This window comes from Alkalibacterium sp. s-m-28, from assembly GCF_054658175.1.
Window position 1 is genome coordinate 1 of the sequence record NZ_BAAGIQ010000038.1, and the last position, 20,707, is coordinate 20,707.

20 protein-coding genes, 1 riboswitch and 1 other annotated feature are annotated in these 20,707 nt (G+C 43.4%); of the genes, 3 read left to right on the top strand and 17 right to left on the bottom strand.

The genetic code is table 11. The features are described 5' to 3' along the window. Positions 1-1,145 precede the first annotated feature (1,145 nt). Positions 1,146-1,322, bottom strand: a complete 177-nt coding sequence (locus tag ACYQ4S_RS06730) for a PspC domain-containing protein (protein ID WP_091265713.1) — start codon at positions 1,320-1,322, stop codon at positions 1,146-1,148. 80 nt (positions 1,323-1,402) lie between these two features. Next, positions 1,403-2,308, bottom strand: a complete 906-nt coding sequence (locus tag ACYQ4S_RS06735) for a CorA family divalent cation transporter (protein ID WP_346023721.1) — start codon at positions 2,306-2,308, stop codon at positions 1,403-1,405. Between the two features lie 188 nt (positions 2,309-2,496). On the opposite strand from ACYQ4S_RS06735, the gene ACYQ4S_RS06740 reads away from it, so the two are divergent. Beyond that, positions 2,497-3,219 carry a hypothetical protein gene (locus ACYQ4S_RS06740; RefSeq protein ID WP_346023720.1) on the top strand — a complete coding sequence of 241 codons (723 nt, stop codon included), beginning with the start codon at positions 2,497-2,499 and terminating at the stop codon, positions 3,217-3,219. 46 nt (positions 3,220-3,265) lie between these two features. Here ACYQ4S_RS06740 and ACYQ4S_RS06745 read toward each other — a convergent pair whose 3' ends face one another. From ACYQ4S_RS06745 to ACYQ4S_RS06800, 12 genes are all read right to left on the bottom strand, one after another. Continuing rightward, complete coding sequence (locus ACYQ4S_RS06745) at positions 3,266-3,931, bottom strand: HAD family hydrolase (RefSeq protein WP_346023719.1); 666 nt, start codon at positions 3,929-3,931, stop codon at positions 3,266-3,268. After that, a complete protein-coding gene (ribH, locus tag ACYQ4S_RS06750; RefSeq protein WP_346023718.1) occupies positions 3,928-4,392 on the bottom strand; it encodes a 6,7-dimethyl-8-ribityllumazine synthase in 465 nt (154 codons plus the stop codon). The genes ACYQ4S_RS06745 and ribH overlap by 4 nt, the downstream gene beginning before the upstream one ends. A 25-nt stretch (positions 4,393-4,417) precedes the next feature. Continuing rightward, entirely contained in the window at positions 4,418-5,611 is a 1,194-nt protein-coding gene (locus ACYQ4S_RS06755) for a bifunctional 3,4-dihydroxy-2-butanone-4-phosphate synthase/GTP cyclohydrolase II (protein WP_459770175.1), read from the bottom strand. Between the two features lie 24 nt (positions 5,612-5,635). Further along, a complete protein-coding gene (locus ACYQ4S_RS06760) occupies positions 5,636-6,286 on the bottom strand; it encodes a riboflavin synthase (RefSeq protein ID WP_346023716.1) in 651 nt (216 codons plus the stop codon). Beyond that, positions 6,287-7,390, bottom strand: coding sequence for a bifunctional diaminohydroxyphosphoribosylaminopyrimidine deaminase/5-amino-6-(5-phosphoribosylamino)uracil reductase RibD (ribD, locus tag ACYQ4S_RS06765; protein ID WP_428830574.1), 1,104 nt, complete (start codon positions 7,388-7,390; stop codon positions 6,287-6,289). Positions 7,391-7,613: 223 nt separating this feature from the next. Continuing rightward, a riboswitch (FMN riboswitch) is annotated at positions 7,614-7,727 on the bottom strand. A gap of 43 nt (positions 7,728-7,770) precedes the next feature. After that, positions 7,771-8,991 carry an acetyl-CoA C-acetyltransferase gene (locus tag ACYQ4S_RS06770; protein ID WP_346023714.1) on the bottom strand — a complete coding sequence of 407 codons (1,221 nt, stop codon included), beginning with the start codon at positions 8,989-8,991 and terminating at the stop codon, positions 7,771-7,773. A gap of 115 nt (positions 8,992-9,106) precedes the next feature. Further along, positions 9,107-9,985, bottom strand: coding sequence for a MetQ/NlpA family ABC transporter substrate-binding protein (locus ACYQ4S_RS06775; protein WP_346023713.1), 879 nt, complete (start codon positions 9,983-9,985; stop codon positions 9,107-9,109). A 28-nt stretch (positions 9,986-10,013) separates the two neighbouring features. Continuing rightward, complete coding sequence (locus ACYQ4S_RS06780) at positions 10,014-10,715, bottom strand: methionine ABC transporter permease (protein WP_459770177.1); 702 nt, start codon at positions 10,713-10,715, stop codon at positions 10,014-10,016. Positions 10,716-10,717: 2 nt separating this feature from the next. Then, positions 10,718-11,743, bottom strand: coding sequence for a methionine ABC transporter ATP-binding protein (locus tag ACYQ4S_RS06785; RefSeq protein ID WP_459770179.1), 1,026 nt, complete (start codon positions 11,741-11,743; stop codon positions 10,718-10,720). Between the two features lie 123 nt (positions 11,744-11,866). Continuing rightward, positions 11,867-12,126 (bottom strand) — a binding site (T-box leader). A gap of 73 nt (positions 12,127-12,199) precedes the next feature. Beyond that, positions 12,200-12,853, bottom strand: a complete 654-nt coding sequence (locus ACYQ4S_RS06790) for a copper homeostasis protein CutC (RefSeq protein WP_346023711.1) — start codon at positions 12,851-12,853, stop codon at positions 12,200-12,202. A gap of 16 nt (positions 12,854-12,869) precedes the next feature. Then, positions 12,870-14,231: an APC family permease gene (locus ACYQ4S_RS06795; RefSeq protein ID WP_459770181.1), complete on the bottom strand. Its 1,362-nt coding sequence runs from the start codon at positions 14,229-14,231 to the stop codon at positions 12,870-12,872. A 150-nt stretch (positions 14,232-14,381) separates the two neighbouring features. Then, positions 14,382-14,969 (bottom strand): GNAT family N-acetyltransferase, encoded by a 588-nt coding sequence (locus ACYQ4S_RS06800; RefSeq protein ID WP_459770183.1) that lies wholly within the window; start codon positions 14,967-14,969, stop codon positions 14,382-14,384. 203 nt (positions 14,970-15,172) lie between these two features. On the opposite strand from ACYQ4S_RS06800, the gene ACYQ4S_RS06805 reads away from it, so the two are divergent. After that, positions 15,173-15,823, top strand: coding sequence for a GNAT family N-acetyltransferase (locus ACYQ4S_RS06805; RefSeq protein ID WP_459770184.1), 651 nt, complete (start codon positions 15,173-15,175; stop codon positions 15,821-15,823). 756 nt (positions 15,824-16,579) lie between these two features. Here ACYQ4S_RS06805 and ACYQ4S_RS06810 read toward each other — a convergent pair. Further along, a complete protein-coding gene (locus ACYQ4S_RS06810; RefSeq protein WP_459770186.1) occupies positions 16,580-18,022 on the bottom strand; it encodes a sodium/glutamate symporter in 1,443 nt (480 codons plus the stop codon). A 231-nt stretch (positions 18,023-18,253) separates the two neighbouring features. Beyond that, a complete protein-coding gene (locus ACYQ4S_RS06815) occupies positions 18,254-19,261 on the bottom strand; it encodes a metallophosphoesterase (RefSeq protein ID WP_459770188.1) in 1,008 nt (335 codons plus the stop codon). 161 nt (positions 19,262-19,422) lie between these two features. Between ACYQ4S_RS06815 and ACYQ4S_RS06820 the strand changes: the two genes are divergently transcribed. Beyond that, positions 19,423-20,283: a hypothetical protein gene (locus tag ACYQ4S_RS06820; RefSeq protein WP_459770190.1), complete on the top strand. Its 861-nt coding sequence runs from the start codon at positions 19,423-19,425 to the stop codon at positions 20,281-20,283. Positions 20,284-20,327: 44 nt separating this feature from the next. Here ACYQ4S_RS06820 and ACYQ4S_RS06825 read toward each other — a convergent pair. Beyond that, a partial coding sequence (locus tag ACYQ4S_RS06825) for an RNA-guided endonuclease TnpB family protein (RefSeq protein WP_459770192.1) occupies positions 20,328-20,707 on the bottom strand: 380 nt, incomplete at its 5' end.

A 20,707-nucleotide genomic window follows, 5' to 3' on the forward strand; every position in this document is an offset into this window, starting at 1 on the left:
CGACTATCCGAAGATATAAACCGAACGTATTTTCGAATACGTGGCGGTTTAGTTCAGTGCACCCTTTTTTATGAAAATAGGTTGTCATTTTATAATCTATTCTCTTGACTTAACACCATAATGCTTAATTATGATGACCGGTGCTCTTCTGCTGATTATGTAAGTCCTGATCGGTACCGAAGTTGTTTTCACTTTGCTTTTTTTCTGTCAGATGAGGAAATTGGGAAGGGTTCATCCTTAGCGAACCCTGATGGCAATAGTTATGGATAAAACTCGTTTCTTTGATAGCAATGTTTTGTGATCTTTACGCCCTGTTTTATTGAGGAAGTAAAGTTCCTTGATCCAACGGGGTATTCTGCTTGTTCTGATTTGGAGTAGTTGGATACTTCCAGTGATTTGGGGGATTGGGAGATTTTTTTGGGGAAAAAGTGTCAGCTCGCTGGGTATGGAGGTGTCGAGTTGGACATAAGATCCGTTTTGCGACCAACTCGACACGCTTTCTACCTGCGAGTTGGACATAAGATCCGTTTTGCGACCAACTCGACACGCTTTCTACCTGCGAGTTGGACATAAGTTCCATTTTGCGACCAACTCGACACGCTTTCTCCCTCCGAGTTGGACATAAGATCCGTTTTACGACCAACTCGACACGCTTTCTACCTGCGAGTTGGACATAAGATCCATTTTGCGACCAACTCAACACGCTTTCTCCCTACTAGTTGGTCATAAGATCCGTTTTGCAACCAACTCGACACGCTTTCTCCCTACGAGTTGGACATAAGATCCATTTTGCGACCAACTCGACACGCTTTCTCCCTCCGAGTTGGACATAAGATCCATTTTGCGACCAACTCGACACGCTTTCTCCCTCCGAGTTGGGCATATGATCCAACTATTGCTTTCGTCACAAACAGAATCTTTAATTGGATGGCAGCTGTCAGCATGACAGCTACCTAATAAAAGTTAGAACACAAGAATTATGCATAAGCAGAAACTTTCACGAGCTTCTTTCTGCAACAAAAAAGCAATGAGGTGCCATTAAATATGGAACAAACCTCACTGCTTTTGCGTATTTAAATTGGCCTCTATCAGTTCCCAGGTCAGCTAAACGTTTCTGTGTACATGAGCATTTCTGTAATGCCTTTTTAGTAATCTTCAGGCATGATCATGGCCAGAATGATGTACAGAAGCAGGTTTGATGGAAGGATCAGGAAAATCAGTCTGACAGCCAGTGACGAAATACCGAAAAACTCTGCAATTCCTCCACATACGCCTGAAATAACTCGATCATCTGAAGACTTTCTTAATTTATTGCCGTTCATAGTCTATTCCTCCTCAATTAATTATCTCTTCCTTCACTTTACTCCAATTAATCAGTAATCTCAAGCATGAGTATAATACTTCACAAGTATTTTTTCCTTCTCAGATAAATTGCCACGGCTGCTCCAAGAAGGACTGATATCAGGATAACAACAATCGTTCCAAATGGGGACTGCCGGCCGACCAATCCCCCGGTATTCATCCCGAACAAGCTGAAAATAAGGGTCGGAATGGATATGACCAGGGCGATTGATTCAAGAAATTCCATGATGCTGTTCAATCGGTTATCGATGCTGTCCGAGAGAAGTCCACTTGTGGATTCAATCAGTTCTTTATATAGCTGACTGTTGAAGAGACTTTTACGTATAAGAAGTCTCACGTTTTCTCTCTCTTGGTGAGTACATGTTCTCTCTATCGTTGAATCTGATAACCACTGATGAAAGGTTTCACCATAATCTTCAAGCCGTTTAGAAAAGATAACCATTTCCTGTTCGATATCAGCCAGACTCAACAGCACTTCTCTATTGGCTTTTTCTACAGTTTCCGACTTCGCCTCACGGATGTTCTGGCTTAATCGGTCCATTCGATTGTCCACCGCAATATACATACTAACTATCAGATCCATCATTACCTGATGAGGCGATCGGTCTGAATTGAGCTTATCAAGCAACCCTTCGTCTGAATACCCGTTCAGTACGACTAAAACAGATGCCATTGAAAAAATGAACGTAAGTGTTGTGGATGTATCTGCAAGATGATTACTTTGCAGATCATTAAAAACAGGGAGGTGCAGTACAGACACACGTTGCCCGTAATGATCCTTCAGGCAACTATAGTAGGACACTGTCCTATCTTCCAAGAGAGAGGAAATATCCAAATCTGCTGAAAATTTATCGGTCTCTTTTTTCACATCGTCTCTTACAGGATCAGTTACCAGCACCCATTCAGTAATAGAGTCCGTCCTTTCCGTATTACCTTTACTGATCATGTCACACCTGCTTCCTCAATTGTCCTAAGTCAATCATACTCTAAATTGACTTTAATCTCTATTAACGACCGTCTTATATTTTAGTGTTCCGTACTGAAAATATAAGACGAATAGTGTACACTTTGAGTATTACATAAAGATAGACTGGAAGAAAGAGAGGACAGCTGTCTCAAGCAGCTCAACTGATTATGTGGATACCTTTAATTTTGGCTGTCAGCTTCGTGCTGATTCATTTCCTATCTATATACATATCTTTACCGAAAGCTTTATTAAGACGATTCATTTCGTTTTCTGCTGGAGTGGGAATAGCCTATGTCTTTATCCACCTGTGGCCCCAAGTTGCACACACCCAGGAATTAGCTGAACAGGAAATACACTGGCTGGAAGGACACTTGCTGCACTATGCCTTATATATCATTGCCTTGCTTGGTCTATCCGTTTTTTATGCGATGGACCGTCTGATTGCACGCGCTTATGAAACTAAAGAACAGACCAATCCCAACTTGATCGAATCCCGCCTGTTCTGGGCCCACATTGCCTTCTTTTCTTTATACAATGCCATGATCGGCTACCTTCTGACAGACAGGCGAGAACCGGATGCCACATTAGTTGTATTCTTTATTGCTTTTGCTCTTCATTTTGTGACGAATGACTGGGGGCTCAGACGTCACCATGAATCAGTATATGATCAGTACGGACGGCATATTCTTTCTCTGGCTATCATTGTCGGGTTCGGAATCGGGCTATTTTCTGATTTTCCAGAGTATATATTCGGAAGTGTTGAAGCTTTTGTAGCGGGCGCGATGACACTGAATGTCATCAAGCATGAGCTTCCGTCTGAAAGAGAAGGAAATCTAGAAGGCTTTCTGACGGGGGTAATTTCAGCCGGTTTCCTGTTTATATTCATATAAAAAAGTGATGCGGCCGTCTGAAAGAGACCGAGCATCACTTCGTTTATTATAAATAGTTTCTAAGTTCACCTATATCGGAGATGAGCAAATCTGCTCCTTCGAGTTCCTTATGTTTTCCGAAGCCATAGGTGCATCCTATAGCGTAGACTCCTTCAAGTTCAGCCGTTTCGATATCCTGGAATCGGTCGCCTATTACAACAATATCTCCTTCAAAGTCCTGTTTCAGCAGTTTAACGATCTCTTTCTTTGATTTCCTGAAGTTGAACTGTTCCGTACAGTACAGTCTCTTAAAGTAGCCTTTCAGTCTAAACTGTTCGGCATGCATCTCCATGTAACTGATTGAGCAGTTACTTAAGAAGATCAGAGTATATCCCTGATCTTTGAGATACTGCAGAGTGTCAACAGCGCCTGCATACCATCTAGCTTCATTCCTCTGAATCATTTCAAGCATCGTTTTACCGATAAGTCCAGATGCATCCTGACGAAAACTAGGATCGAGGTCGGGCATGAACAGCTCCCACATTTCCTGCTTGCTGTAGCCCAGCCACTGGGTAATTTCTTCATCTGACCAGTTTTTTTCTTCTGCTTTGTTATTCTTCACAAGATAATTGTATGCGCGTTTAAACGCGGGGATGTATATTTTACTGCTGTCATGAAGCGTACCGTCATAATCAAAAATGATTGTTCTGACGTGACTCAATTCATTCTTCATTTCAATTTTTTCATAAGGTTGGCCATTTCGATTGCTCCAACGGCTACTTCTCCACCCTTGTTACCAGCTTTTGTTCCGGCACGTTCAATAGCCTGTTCGATTGTATCGACTGTCAGCACGCCGAACATGACAGGTACACCTGTAGTGTCTGATGCTGAAGCCACTCCCTTGGATACTTCTCCACAGACATGGTCGTAGTGAGAGGTAGCTCCTCTGATCACTGCACCAAGAGTAACCACTGCATCATACTTTCCGGATGCCGCCATTGTTTTAGCTACTAATGGGATTTCATATGCTCCAGGTACCCAGGCAACGTCGATATCCGACTCTTCCATTCCGTGTCTGACTAATGCATCTACAGCCCCATCAAGCAGTCTTGACCCGATAAAGTCATTGAAGCGTCCCACGACGATTCCAATTTTTAAATCCTGTGCAATTAACTGTCCTTCAATCTTATTCATAATTCTGTTCCTCCAAATTCATTTTTTAATATTCTAAATAGTGTCCCATTTTTTCTTTTTTCGTGCGCAGATACTCCTTGTCTTCATCGAAGAGCGTCATCTGTATCGGTACCCGCTTTTCGACTTTCAGCCCGTACTGATCCAGACTTGATATCTTGAGGGGGTTGTTGGTCATCAGATTAAGTCTGCTGACACCAAGATCATCAAATATCTGCTTGCATTCGTAGTACTCCCTGGCATCTATCGGGAAGCCGAGCAGAACATTGGCCTGAATGGTATCGTGCCCCTGATCCTGCAGCGCATACGCTTTGATCTTGTTGACCAGTCCGATCCCGCGGCCTTCCTGTCTCATGTATAGAAGCACGCCTCTGCCTTCTTCTGCAATTTTTTCCATGGCAGAATCGAGCTGCTGACCGCAGTCACATTTTTTAGATCCGAACACATCCCCAGTCAGACATTCCGAATGGATGCGACAGAGAACAGGTTCCCCATCTGATGCATCTCCTTTGACAAGCGCGACATGATGTTCACCGGTAAATTTATGTTCATACGCATAAATATCGAATTCACCGAACTTTGTTGGCAGCTTGGCTTTTGATTCCCGAAAAATAACCTGTTCATTGGCTTTCCGGTATTCGATCAGTTCACTTATCGTTGCCATTTTCATATCGTGTTCTTCTGCAAAAGCCACAAGATCATCACGTCTAGCCATGCTCCCGTCATCGTTCATGATTTCACAGCATAAACCGACCGGTTTCAGACCGGCGAGTCTCATCAGATCTACAGTGGCTTCCGTATGGCCATTTCTTGCCAGCACACCTCCGTCAACCGCTTCAAGTGGAAACATATGTCCCGGACGCTTGAAGTCTTCAGGACGGCTGTCTTCATCCACCGTTTTCATAGCTGTCAGCGAACGTTCGCCGGCTGATATTCCTGTAGTGGTATCTACATGATCGATGGATACTGTAAAGGCTGTCGTGTGATCATCCGTATTGTATAGACTCATTTGAGACAGACCCAGCTTCTTCGTATACTCCTTAGTCATAGGAATACAGATCAGTCCTCTGGCATACTTGGCCATAAAGTTGACATTTTCAGCAGTCGCGAATTCTGCTGCACAGACGATGTCTCCCTCGTTTTCCCTGTCTTCATCATCTACGATAATGACGTTTTTCCCTTGTTTCAGATCTTCCAGTAATTCTTCAACTTTATTGAACATGCCCTCACTCCTGTTTCTTTCTATCTATACAAACCCATTAGTCTGCAAAAAGTCTTGACTTAGCTTTAACTTTGTCTCGCTCTTTGGAGCCAGGCCCATTAGCTTTTCTACATATTTTCCGATCATGTCACATTCGAGATTGACCTTGTCGCCGATTGAATGGCTCAGCAATGTGGTTTGCTCAGACGTATGCGGGATGATCGATACTTGAAAGTCATTATCTGATACAGCTGCGACCGTCAGACTGATGCCGTCGATTGCTATGGATCCCTTTTCGATAATGTATTTCAGCAGGTTCTTGGAGGCATTGACTGTGACCCAGACCGCATTATCGTCTTTTCTGAAATGAGTAATGACTCCTGTTCCGTCGATGTGTCCGCTGACCATATGGCCACCTAGTCTGGTCTGAAGCGTCAGCGCTCGCTCAAGATTGATACGGCTACCGGAAGTCAGTGTTCCCAAAGTCGTTCTATCCAAGGTTTCTGACATGACATCAGCTGTGAAAAACGTTTTATCGAAAGTAGTGATCGTCAGGCACACCCCATTAGTCAATATGCTGTCTCCTATGGCTGCATCTTCCAGAACCTTCTCTGCTTTAATGGTCAATTCGCTTGATTTAGCACCTTTTTTAATGCTTTTGATTTCTCCTATTTCTTCAACAATTCCTGTAAACATTTAATTTTCACTCCTATCTATATAAGCTTCAATATGCAAATCATCTTCAATTCTGGTTATTTCAACAGATTTCAGTTTATAAGCATCGGACATCTGTTGGACCCCGTGTCCAATGACTGGAGATATCGCTTCTGCTCCACCAAGGAGTTTAGGTGCAATATAAACAGACAGTTTGTGCACGATTCCAGCTTTCAACGCAGCTGCATTGAGCGTTCCTCCCCCTTCAAGCAGAAGGCTGTCTACGCCGTATTCCCCGATGATCCGCATGGCTTCTTCCAAATCGACATGTCCGTCAGATTCTCCAACAATTTTTACCGTCACGCCTCTACTTTCAAGCGCCTCTTTTTTTGCCGAAGGTGCCTGTTCGGTCGTCAGTATCAATGTCTTTGCTTTATCCTGCTCAGTCAGGACTCTTGCGTCCATAGGGATTTTCAATTGACTGTCCATAATAATACGCACTGGCTGAGGCAGTCCATCAACCCGACAGGTCAATCGGGGGTCATCTTTCAGGACCGTTCCTATTCCAACCATTATTCCGCTGAGATGCCCTCTTAAATGATGCGCATGATTTCTTGATGCATCAGACGAGATCCATTTCGACTCCCCGGTTTCTGTAGCTATTTTTCCATCCAGTGTCATTGCGTATTTCATTACGACAAAGGGACTTCTAGTAGTAATAAAATAGTTGAACACTTCGTTCAACTTTCTGCTTTCTTCTTCAAGAACGCCTGTCACCACTTCAATTCCTGCATTTCTTATACGCTCAATGCCGTTTCCAGAAACGACCGGGTTCGGATCAAGTGCGGCTACAACTACTCTCTTCAGCTTTTTGTCGATAATCAGATCCGAACATGGCGGCGTGCGGCCATAATGAGAACACGGTTCAAGCGTGACATATATCGTTGCCCCTTCTACTGGTTCATTCGCAGAGTTGATCGCATTGACTTCTGCATGCGGTTCTCCAGCTTGATGATGATACCCTTCTCCTATGATTCGCCCGTCTTTCACTATGACAGCCCCTACCATAGGATTAGGAGACGTGTGACCCTTCGCTTGCGCTGCTAAATATAATGCCCTTTTCATATAGGTTTCGTCCGTTGTCACTTTTTCACCTCATTAAAAAAGCCCCGAATCAATTAAGATTCAGGGCTTGAAGAATTTTGACCAGTTATGCACATAACAGAACAAGAGAGTACGCCAGTCAGACTGGCAGCTGGACCTATATAAAGAAAAACCCTGGAATAAACTATTCCAGGGTTTGAAAGGTCATCTCAATCTGCACTTTGAAAAGGCCTAGTTGTCCTCTTGAAAGTCCAATTGTGCATATACGTGTCTTCTTTCATCCAGACTATACTGTCGGCTTCGGAATCTAACCGAATCTGCCTTGCGGCTCGTGGGCTTTACCACCGGTAGGGACTTACACCCTGCCCTGAAGACTATTTACTTGTTAAATAAATCATATATGGAAAATATAACTGTGTCAACTATGAATATTTATTATCTGCATTTTTAACCAGAACAGCTACTCCCATGCCTCCGCCGATGCATAATGACGCCAGACCGTATGTCAGTCCACGCTGCTTCATCAGATGGACAAGTGTGACCAGAATCCGGTTACCACTGGCACCAACTGGATGACCAAGCGCAACAGCTCCTCCATTTAGGTTTGTCCGCTCAAGCATATAGTCTTTGTCTACTCCAAATTCATCCGATATTTCTTTTATAACACCCAGACTCTGACTGGCGAATGCTTCATTCAACTCGAATACATCGATGTCCTCAAAACTTATTTCCGCACGCTTGACTGCCTGCTTGATAGCTGGAGTTGGTCCTAGACCCATAACTGAAGGATCGACGCCTCCCTGACCTATCCCGACGATTTCAACGAGGGGAGTCAGATTATTTTCAGTCAGGTAGTCTTCCCCAACGATCAGAGTTGCGCTGGCCCCGTCATTGATTCCGGAGGCATTTCCGGCTGTAACGGACCCGTCTTTTTTGAAAGCCGGTCTTAGGCTGTTCAGTTTTTCTTCTGTCGTATTACGATTGGGGTATTCGTCCGTGTCGACAATAACCGTTTCTCTACGGACTTTAGTCTCCACTGGAATGATTTCATTATTGAAGGCCCCATTGTCTATCGCTTCGATCGCTCTCTTTTGAGACGTGTAGGCAAAGTGATCCTGATCTTCTCGAGTCAGGTTGTATCGTTCAACGATATTCTCAGCGGTCACTCCCATATGATAGCCTTCAAAAGCATCTGTCAAAGCATCATCTAGCATGTGGTCTCCCACTTTATAACCGCCCATTTTCTGACCACTACGGGTGCTGCCTGGAATTAGGTAGGGTGCCTGACTCATTGATTCTGTGCCCCCTGCAATGATCGCTTGATATTCACCGGCTTTAATTCCCAGATAAGCGTTCATTACCGATTTTAATCCACTTCCGCAGACCATATTCAATGAATACGCTGGAACGTCAACTTGAATTCCTGCCTTGATTGCTGCCTGACGAGTGACACCTTGTCCCTGTCCAGCCGGCAGTACATTTCCCAGAACAACTTCATCGATGTCTTTCTGATTGATTTTGCTCTGTTCCAGCACACCTTTTATTGCGTAACTGCCTAAATCAGCGGCAGACACATCTTTAAGTGCGCCTAAAAATGATCCAATGGGTGTTCGTTTTGCTCCTGCGATGTAAACTTTACTCATTCCATTCTCCCTTTCGTCAGCTGCTTTGATTCTTTCTAGTCATAGTATTGACCACGAGCTGGAACAAGTAAAGTCATATGCAGTAATTTTAGAACAATCTTAAACTCTTTATTTTTTATTCGTCAACTGGTATAACCGCACCATCCCAAGTATCCAGAATGAATTCCTGAGTTTCTTCTGCTCTAAGCACTTCAACCAAACGGGCAATCAGTTCGCTGTCTTCGTCTTCTGAACGTACTGCAATGATATTGGCATACGGCGACGAACTGCTTTCCAAAGCGATTGCTTCTTCAACTGGACTGATGTCTTGATCCACTGCAAAGTTTGAGTTGATGAAGAACACATCTCCTTCATCCTGAGCGTACAATGTCGTCATTAGCGCTGCATCGTATTCATATTCGAACTGAAGGTTTCGTTCATTTTCTACAATATCATCGAACGATGCGTCAATCAGATCGATCGAGTCGTCTACTGTGATCAGCCCGGCATCCTGAAGAATACCCAGAATACGTCCGTGATCGGCAACACTGCTGCTGGCAAGAATCGTTGCCCCTTCAGGCAGATCTTCCAGGCTGTCGTGACGGTTTGAGTATGCACCTAGAGGTTCGATATGAATCCCACCTGCATTGGCGAAGTCATAGTCGTTTTCTTCCACTTGTGTTTCAAAATACGGCACGTGCTGGAAGTAGTTGGCATCGATATCCCCATCAGAAAGAGCCAGATTCGGTATAATGTAGTCATTATACGTTTCGATCTCCAGTTCAATGCCTTCTTCTGCCAGTGTCGGCTGAATGAATTCCAGGATTTCTGCGTGAGGCACATTGGTCGCCCCGACTCTTAGTACCTGAGACTCTTCAATTGTCTCTTCTGTTGTTTCATTTCCATTGCCTTCTGCCGGATCCGGGCTGTCTCCAGCTGTATCGCCATTTCCATTCCCGCATGCTGCCAGTAAGAATGCACTGCTCAATAAACCTAGTCTGATTGCTTTTTTCATAATATATTTCTCCCCTATTCTCTATTTTTTATCTTTTATCAATATAAGAAACCCAACGGTCCCCTATAAATTGGATAACAAAAACAATGAGTAAAATTACTAATGTGGACACTAGTGTGACGGTTGCCCTACCTCGCTGGAAGCCTTCCAGATAAGCCAGATTCCCTAAGCCACCTGCTCCGATCACCCCAGCCATCGCCGTGTAGCCGACGAGACTGATCGCCGTAACTGTTATGCCGGCAATGATGGAAGGCAGGCTTTCCGGAATATACACTTTCATGATGAGTTCAAATTTAGACGCACCCATCGCTTCCGCTGCTTCGATCACGCCTTTATCCACTTCTCTGAGTCCCGTTTCTACCAGCCGTGCATAGAACGGTGCAGCTGATAAAATAAGGGCAGGAAGTCCTGCAGTCGGTCCTGTAATGCTGCCGACGATCACCCGTGTAAAAGGAATCAGCAGAACGATCAGGATAATAAACGGAATCGACCGGAAAATGTTGACCATGACTGATACTGACTTGTATAAGGCTACTGACCAGATCGTCTGGTTGTCTCTCGTTTCATATAGAATAAGACCAAGTATAAGTCCGAGAACGAAGACGGCAATGACTGACAAGGCGCTCATATAAATCGTTTGCTTTGTTGCTGTCCATAATCTGTCCCATGAAACAGTTTCAAAATTGGTATATTCTGTCAAGATACCTGCTATTGTCAATTGATTTAACATTTTTATTCAATCACCTCTACTTGGACAGGATAGGTTTTGAACAGTTCGAGTGCCTGTTCCTGCTTGCTCTGGTCACCTAGAACCTGGATGATCAGTGTACCTACCGGCGTGTTATGTGTCGACTGGATCGTTCCTTGAATAATGTTGATGTCGCAGCCGCATTGTCTGCTGACCTGAGTGATCACTGGTGAGCCGATGTTGTCTCCTTGGAAGAACAGCTGAATGATTTGACCGTCCGGATAGGCTTTTTTCAGTTCAGTCAGCGCCTGGCGCGTCTCCTTATTGTCCGTTTCCCTGTCCTGACGGATAAATCGTTTAGTAATGTCTTCCTGAGGATTTCTGAATACCTGGAGAACCGATCCCTCTTCAGCGATATTTCCTTTGTTCATAACCGCTACCCGGTCACAGATTTTTCTGACTACTTCCATTTCATGAGTGATCAGAACGATCGTGACATTCAGTTCCTCATTTATCTTGGCGAGAAGGTCAAGCACTTCATCTGTCGTCTGAGGATCGAGGGCGCTGGTCGCTTCATCACAGAGCAGGACTTTCGGGTCATTCGCCAGTGCTCTGGCAATCCCGACCCGCTGCTTCTCTCCACCAGACAGCTGTGCCGGATAGGCTTTTTCCTTGTCACTTAATCCGACCAGGCTGATCAGTTCTCTGGCCCGGTCTATCCGCTCGGCTTTTGACACACCGGCAATTTCAAGTGGGAAGCAGATATTTTCCAGTACAGTCCGGCTCCAGAGCAAGTTGAAATGCTGGAAAATCATACCTATGGACTGGCGCTCTTTTCTCAGCTCTCTTTTTCCTAGAGGAGAAAGCTCCTTGTCGTCAATGATGACGGAACCTGAAGACGGCCGCTCAAGTCCATTAAGCATTCTGAGCAAGGTACTTTTACCGGCTCCAGAATACCCGACTATGCCGTAAATTTCTCCTTTGTTGATTGTTAAATTAGTTTCTTTCACAGCTTCAAACGGCTGTTTTTTGTTTAAAAATGTCTTGGTCACTTTATTTAAAGTAATCACTTTGGTTCACTCCTGTTCTAATACGGTCTCTAAACCTGAAAGGGACAGTTTCCTGATAGGTCCAGAGAAACTCTGAAGATTATACAGAGCAATAAAAAACGCCCTTTTCAAGTCTCTAAACTTAAAAAGGGCGAATAGGTCTATTCGCGGTTCCACCTTCGTTCGTCACTTCATTGCTGAAGTAACCTCTGCCAGTACTTAAAAGCCTGTCTGCTTCTGCATACTGCGGCACTATAGCGGGTGCACCCGGAAATGGCTCATACATGTACTCACCATTTCAGCTCAAAGACCATTTTCCAGATCGATCCTCATGCTCCCTTTCACCAGGCGAGAGCTCTCTGAGATGAATCTCTAATCTGTACTTATCTTTTCAACGCTAACTGTTCTCATTTAAATTTAATTAATGTTGTGACTGATTAGTAGTCTATCAGATGGACTAAATCCGTGTCAACACTTTTATTTTTTATTTTTTTTTAAATCCAGGTCAACAATCTGCGTACCGTGGAACTGGTCCGTGTGAATCAACTCAGCTGCTTCGGAAAGATTTTTATAAGTTAGGCCCCCACCGGCAAGAATTTCAAGACGTCCTGAAGCTTCTTCGACAAGCTGATTGATCCATTTATAATGATTCAGAGCTGACCCTGCTTTTGCCCCTCGTGTCAGTAGTCTGTTTATTCCATGACCGCTCAGTTCTGAAACTGCAGCCAACTGAGCTGTTTCGGCAAGCTCGTCAAATGCCATATGAAAAACCGTTTCTCTGTTTCCAGCACATTCGACCAGTTTGTCGATAAATGGCCAGTCGATTTGTCCATCTGGCGTGAGTGCACCGAAGACTATCCCGTCTGTTCCAAGTTCGACTGAACGAGCAGCAGATTCGACCATCATCGCTTTTTCTTCGTCCGTGTAGACAAAGCTGCCTCCACGTGGCCTTATCATCGTTACGACCTTGACCTGATGCTGATGAGCGAATGCCAGAACCTCTTTCTGGACCTGTTCAGAAGGGGTTGTTCCTCCTACATCCAGCCTGTCACACAATTCTATCCGGTCAGCACCGGCATGAATAGCTTCAGGTACGTTGTAGAAGTTTTCAGCACAAAATTCTCTTAACATGTTATCTCTCCTCGTTTTACCCTTCATTAATGAGAGGCTGCGCATGTTTAGTGCCGTAAAGATACCCCAGTACACATACAAGAGCTGAGAATCCTATGAAGATCGGCATGTAAAACGGATTTGAGAACCAGCCGCCCAGCAGGATGACCAGCGATCCGATCGTGCCCAGTACTGGCGCGACGTAACCTAAAAATACACTAGTGATGCGTTTTTCCTTCTTAAGCTGAATGACTTTGATATACAAGACAATATATAGGACATAACTGAATACGATGGCGATTTCACTGATGTCTCCACCGGCAAGGATGTCCCATCTTTGAGTAATGTAATGCATGACCAGCCAGAAGACAGATAATCCGTATGCTGTCAGTGCGGCGAATGGTGACAGACCTTTCTCTTCATCCAGATTCTTAATTCGACCACTCATCGGCATCATATTTTTCATAGCCAGAGTATGAGGCAGTCGGATATAACCCAAGCTGATCCCATTGACCACTCCAAGGATGGATATGAGCACAAAGCTCGTCAGTATCCGTTCCCCGTATATGCCTAATATCGACTGCCCAGCCTGACCGATCGCCTGATCGCCTGCCGAGAGAATGAACTCCACGCCGACGATTGCTATCAGTCCAAGGAAGAAGGCCAGGTATACCCCAAGAACAACAAGCGGGCCGATCGTCAGTGCCAGTGGCATCGTCCGTCGATGATTTCTCACTTCCTGAGTGATGGTCGTAGATACGATCCATCCGTCGAAAGAAAAGGCTACCGGGGCTAACGCTCCAAGCCAGGCCCATCCGACATTGCTTCTTTCAACCAGAGCTATTCCTTCAGGCAGAGCCGGTGCGTTCTGATTCCAGAAAATCCCTAGCAGTCCGATTCCAATCAGAGGAATCATTTTGACTACTGTGGATATATTCTGAAAACGCCCTCCGCTCTTGTATGAAAAGTAGTTCATAGCAAAGAAGAATGTCATGTACATTAGTCCTAGTATCGTCTGCAGTTCCAGACTGGACTCCAGACCAAACAGAGAAATAGTATAAATCCCTGATACCCAGCTGACAACGGCTGTAATCGTCGGGAAATAGACATAGAGCTGGAACCATCCAAAGGCGTTCGCTGCTTTTGACGAAACGAATTCCTCATAGTAGGAGACGACTCCTCCTCTCATGGAAGACCGACCTGCCAGTTGTGATAAGGTGATACTTCCGAATATGACACAAAGTGCCCCAATAACGAAAACCAGAATACCCAGCCAGACACTGCCTCCAGTTGCAATTAGAATTTCATCTGCTTTAAAAAATATACCTGAACCAATACTGATTCCGATGATCATGGAAATGGCAGTTCCCAGACCATAGTGTTCTCTTTCTTTCATCATGACTCCCTCCTCCATTGCTGAAAGGCAATGGTTAAAAATGCATTATTCAACTATAGCAAAAAGAGGGATTGAAATAAAGAGATAGAACATGTGTTATTTATGATAACGGTCTCAGTTTATAGTCTTCTCATTCTTATTAGACATAGGGATTTAATATCTGATTACTTTTTTCATAAAGTGATAGTCAGATTCCGGCTTCGAGTACTGTTCTATAAATCCATATTTTTCGTAAAGATGTTTTGCCCGGTCATTTCCTTTCAGAACATAGAGAGTCAGATTGTCGATTTCCGGATCACTTAGTGCCGCACCTGTCAAATAGTCCATAATGTCGTGGCCGATCGACTGATTTCTATGGGACTCTTTCACTGCGATAAAATCGATGTACCATTCATTTTTAACAGGATTTCGACTTGTACTCATTCCAGCCTTAACAAAGGAAATAAACGCTTTCGGTCCAATCGCCTTTATGATCGCAGCGGTTTTAGCTAAAAGTCTCAAACCTGGCTTAAAATGACCAGAAGTGGAACAGCCGAAACCTCCGACAACTTCCCCTTCTGCTTGTACGGTAAAGATAGTCATTGAAAAACTGTCTGCTTCCTGAATCCAGACTAGCTTGAGTAATTTCTGTAGCTGCTTCTTAGTCAGCTGGGTCTTGTCCTGAAACTTATCGTAGAACGCATTAGCTACCATCTGACTGACTGCCTCTGCCTCGTGTTTATTCATTTTTCCGATCTGCATGAGTCTATCTTCCTTTCAAAGGTCATTCTATCTAAAAAGGATCTAGCACTACTCCTTGACGACCAGATATTTCCCCTCGTCCCCAGTGTAACAGGTCAGGTGAGTCGTTTCATTTTCTAAGTCTCAAGCCTACTATCCTTTTCGGCCCATTCCCATCCTTATGCTATAATGTATCCATAACACGCTACAGAAAGGGCGATTAAATGTCAGCCGATACACTGATTTACCGGGCTATTGAAAAAAAAGATTACGCAGCTGCGGCCCAACTTATTAAAGATACCTGGCAGTACGAGAAAGTTGCTTCATCCAACAATGCTTTGCATATGGCCTATGTTTTTCTGTATTCAAGTCTTGCTCATCATAATTTTTCACAAGTTGCCCTCCGAGAAGGGAAGCTCGTTGGACTGATTCTGGGGCGGACAAATGAGGTTCCACTCAAAGAAAAACGTTATTACTTGAATATGGGCTATCATCTGATCAGGCTGCTTCTGACTTCTGAGGGAAAACAGGCCGTTCAGTCTTTTCGAAGAAATTTGCAGGTTAATCAGGCCCTGCTTAAACAGACTTACGAAACATACGATGGAGAACTGACATTTTTTGCGGTTGATGCGTCAACCAGACAGTCAGGCATTGGTTCTCATTTGTTCCATTCCTATCTCACTTTTATGCAGAATGAAGGGGCCAGAACATTTCGTCTGTTTACTGATACGAGCTGCACTTATGCGTTTTATGAATCTAAAGGGATGACGCGCATCGGGGCTGTCACCAGACGCATGCCGTTTTTAGATAAGGAAATGAGCTTTTTCCTATATCGAGGAGACCTGCAGGAATTAAAGACAGACAAGGCCTTATAGGCACTCATCTTTATTTTCAGCTGCTTATCACATGCACTTAGATCAGTTATATCAGAATTGGCCAGTGAAGAGTTTTCACTGGCCTTATTTTATTGTTATTCTATCAGTTATCAGACACTTAGTATTTTTACATCTAGGTCATCCTGCCGTTAATGATTCAATTTATTACAGCCGTAAGAGGGATAAACTGTAACTAAGATAATTCTACTTGCAGCTGCGAGCACTAATTCCTTCACTTACTTCCATCAGAACAGATCTAGATGCATCTCCATCGATAATTATTGTCACAAATACCGCTATAAAGGTTCTAGTTATAGCTCTGAAAGAATCTTTACGACTAAATTACTGCTAGACCCCTTTTAACTGTATCTTACAAAATTCCCTATCCATATAATTCAGTTAAACACGCATTACTTTGAGTTCAGTACTCACTTTAGTCTTTATACTGTAATTAAAAGCAGTCATAGCTGTAGTTCGCTGCTTCTAATTGTTGATGAGCTGCCATTTAGACACCTATTTTCGACTTTTACATTCCTTAAGTGACCTGACGTGACCAGTCTCTCAGAAAATCGTCACATTTCCGTACTATTTGAAGCATTTTATAATCAGAAGATTTGAGAAGCTCAAATCTGACCTAATCTGATCATTTCCTTCCTGAAAACAGTAGAAACGGTCGAGCTGACAGGTGCACAGAAAGACCTCATCCGGATAAGAGCAGGCTTTTACTCCATAGATGAGGTTAATCTTTCTTAAGTTTTAATTACTCTGTTCAGCTGTTTGGACTTTTCCTTTTCTTTTCGGATTGAATTTAATCAGCCCAAAGATCAGGAAGAACACGGTAATGACGGTCGAAATAATCAGGAAGACCACTGGACCGAACTGGTAAATGAACGGCAGTGATGCAGCCGTCACCAGTCCCCCTCCAACGAAAGGTTCAAACAGGATCTGTTTGTAGCCGAATCCCATCAGCGCGGGAGTCTGATATTCCGGATCGGCAATTTTCATCAGTAGAAGTCCGGTCGCTGTCATACCCGTTGCCTGTCCAAAATCACCAAGTCCTCTTTCAAACCAGTACTCGGGAATCATCCGTGGACCGAGGTACAGGAATGCAAAGACGTTCCAGGCTGTAGCGACGATTGCCAGCAGGAGGAACGGCAGGATATTTTCTCCAATGACCTGCAGAGATAATGTAGCCAGCGCAGATACAAGAAGCACATCCAGAGCAAAGCCGGATATTTTGCTGATCAGGTTCTGATCGATATACATATGAATATCTAGCTTATCGAAGAACATCTGAACGATGACTCCACCGATCATAGCGAGCGGGAACAGGGGCACATAAGGGAATAAGACTACATCTGTCCACGCTCCCCATGTACTGGCTTCCAGCAGGATAAGACCTTGCTGCAGGACATAACCGATCACTATTGCAAATGCAATAAGTGACAAGTGAAAGGCAAGTGGTTCGATCGCTTTGGCTTCTTTCACTTGAGATTCCATCTCGAATCCGTGAGACTCACCTAAACGTTCTTTTTCTTCTTCAGTATAGTACTCTTTCCCTCCGACATGTTTAGCGAAGCCTTTTCTGTATCCAATATTGATGATGATGATGCCTGCAACGACCCCAACTAAAATACCGACTGTAGCTAAACCGAGAGCGAGGTCTGTACCTTCGGCAAAGCCAAGGTTTTCAAATGTGCTGGCCAATCCGGCAGCTGTCCCATGACCACCTACAAAACTAATTTCGATCAGTGCTCCAGCCAGCGGATTCATACCAAATAGTGGCGTCAACACAAGCAATGTAAGCAGCAGACCTATAACATACTGTCCCCATGATACAGCCTGTCCCATTACGATCTGAGGACCTGCGACATCCCATATTTTTCTGACACCAGGGACTTTCTTGCCTAAGAAAAGAGCGGCGAATACGATATTGATGAACATCCCTGGAAGATGACGCCACACATCGAGAATAAAACCAGGCATCAGTCCATTATAAAACATGGATCCCTGCTCCAGAAATTGAGACGTCAACCGTCCCAGAACATCAGGACCTAAAAACAAGGCAATAAATCCTGCGATAATCGAACTGGGTAAAAACAGATTGCGCAGCCATTTCGTATGCAGGCGCACAACTTTACCGATAATCAGACACACCCCGATCAACAGAAAACTAAACCCCACCATATTTGGTGTCATAACCCATTCCTCCTAGTACGTGATTATAATTACACAAATTTTACGATTATAATCAAATTTAATTTTCTAACAACTATTGTGAGATTACGTACGAAATATTCAGGAGTAGAATGATTAGATCTCTAAGAATAACATTATTTTTTTATCCTTCAACTTAATTATCTGATAATTCTTTTACACTATCAAGTCAATCATCTGGCAGCTACTTAATGCTTGTGAAATGTGATCAACTTACCCTTCATTATCGTTTTCCATTTCTTCTTCTCTAAATGCGGCTCTGGTTTCTCTCGTTTTCTTGGTTCTCTGAATTTTCACCTCGGCAAGATATTCGACTACTTCCTTAGGCTTCCTGATATCAAAGGCTTCAACCGGTTCAGGTCCTCTCATTGTTTCTCTCTTGATGTGCAGAACCCCATTCTCATCAACTTTTTCTTTCCATCGGACGAGCCGCAGCATCCCTTCTGTCAGTTCCAGAGCAGTTATGCTGGCCGGATAGATACCACAGCCCGTATTGAAATAGGGGATCTGTTTGTTGTTCGGAAATTTGAAGCGATGCGTGTGCCCACATATCAGTGCACGCCGATGCTTTTCGATCCATTTACTGTAGTTACGTTCGATCTTATGACGTTTGGTCACGTTCTTGACCGGACTCGCCGGATTCTTGATTCCTACCCGGTGGAAAAAACGCCAGAAATATTTGATTGACAACATAGTAAAGAACCAGAACTGATCATTTGGTGCATCCCCCTGGTGACCATGCAGGACAAACAACTCCTGACTTGTATTACGATGTTTGAGGATAACAGCTTCCTGGGGTTCGATCCCCTTTAAAAAATCATAGAACACTTCACTATATTCGTCATAGTTGATAAACAGATTCTTCTTAACATACTTGGGATTATCCAGATAGATATCATGGTTGCCGAATATACGTATATAACGGTCTTTATCGAAAAATTTCTTAATGGCCTGATATGTATCCGTATGAGCATTTTTGATATGCTCCATTTCTGAATACTCAAGCAGTTCTTCTCCATCCCCAACTTCAAAAAATGTATAGCCATTTTCATAGTATTCATTCAATGCATGTACAAATAAATTTCTGCTTTTTAAAAATTCATCAGATGTACTTCCATCCCCACGATGGGCATCGCTCATGAACACAATACGGGAATAATCGTCGAAGTACATTTTCTTTGCATTCTTATATGCTTCCGTCAGTCTTTTCTGAGTAAACACTTATTGGCACCTCCTAGATACTTTATTGATCTCTTTAAGTATACGCTACTGCAACTTGATAATGAAAATGGAATACTTCTCTAATAATCCTATGAGTAATACTGACACCTCACCAACAATATGCTAAGGTTAATATTGTAACAACTAAAAGGAGGGGCTGTATGAAATTTGGTGTAAGAAAACCGAGCCTGAAAAAAACCATTAAAGCTCGAACGACTAGAAAGATTAAACGTAAAGTAAAATCTTCAGTAAATCCCTTGTATGGGAAAAAAGGTATGGGGTACGTGAAAAATCCTAAACGAGCCGTCTATAATAAGATTTATAACAAAACTACTGTGGGAATCAATCCATTATCTAAACTGTCCACACCATCAGACACCTCTACGAAAAACTCTTCTATTAAAAGTGAACAAGCTATTGGATATACGAAAAAAGAGAAAAAGCAGGAAACAGTTCCTGTCAGAAACCCAGTGGAAAAATGGATCCGACGGGTCATCAGAAAAGACTCTTCAGATACTAAGATAATCACTCGCACCGTAATTACTGAACAATATACTGTGAAAGAAATGCTGGCTATTCAAGATGAAGCCCGATCATGCCTTCATAACTATAACCAGTCCATGCGCCATCTGACAGACACTAATAATGCCGATGTCTTTTTCCCGAGACTTCAGGAGGCTGAAGAGTCTTTATCAACCCTGGTCAGTTTGACTCAGAATCATTCTTTCCTGGTAGCTGAAGGAGATGATGTCATCGATGCTCAGAATCGTCTACTTGAAGAGAAAGAAAATATCATCAAGCAGTTTGTCCATACTCATTTTTCCGAGTCGATTAAAGGAGCTGATAAGCTGAAAACGGACCGAGGACGTCGCAATCGTTTAAAATCGAATTACAATGAACTCAGCACCTACTTCTCTGATCTTCCTCAATCGACTGTTGAAATGATCAATACTATCTGGAACAGCGTTATTCCTCAAGAGGATTTATTGAACTACTCCACCTTAAATCCTAAGGGATTTTGAAGATGGAGATTCCTAAGAACTCCCACCTATTGGTCGGATATTGATTAGGCTAACTCTGTAGTCCCTACAGTTCTGGAAGTTAAAATACGCAATGCTTCCTGGTTTAAATTTATGCTTGCGTTAGTATCCCGGTCGTGATGAGCATGACATTCTGGACATTCCCATTTGCGAACAGCGAGATTCTTAACGGCTTTGTTTTGGTAGCCGCATCCCGAGCAGAGTTGGCTTGAAGGAAAGTTCCGTGCGACAGCGATTATTTCTTTCCCATACCACTTGGCTTTGTATTCTAACATAGTACGAAATTCCGCCCAACTTACTTCTGAGATGGATTTAGCTAATTTTCGATTGAGCATCATATTCTTTACCAACAAATCTTCGATACCGATTATGTCGTGGTTTTTGACAATCTCGGTGGAGATTTTAT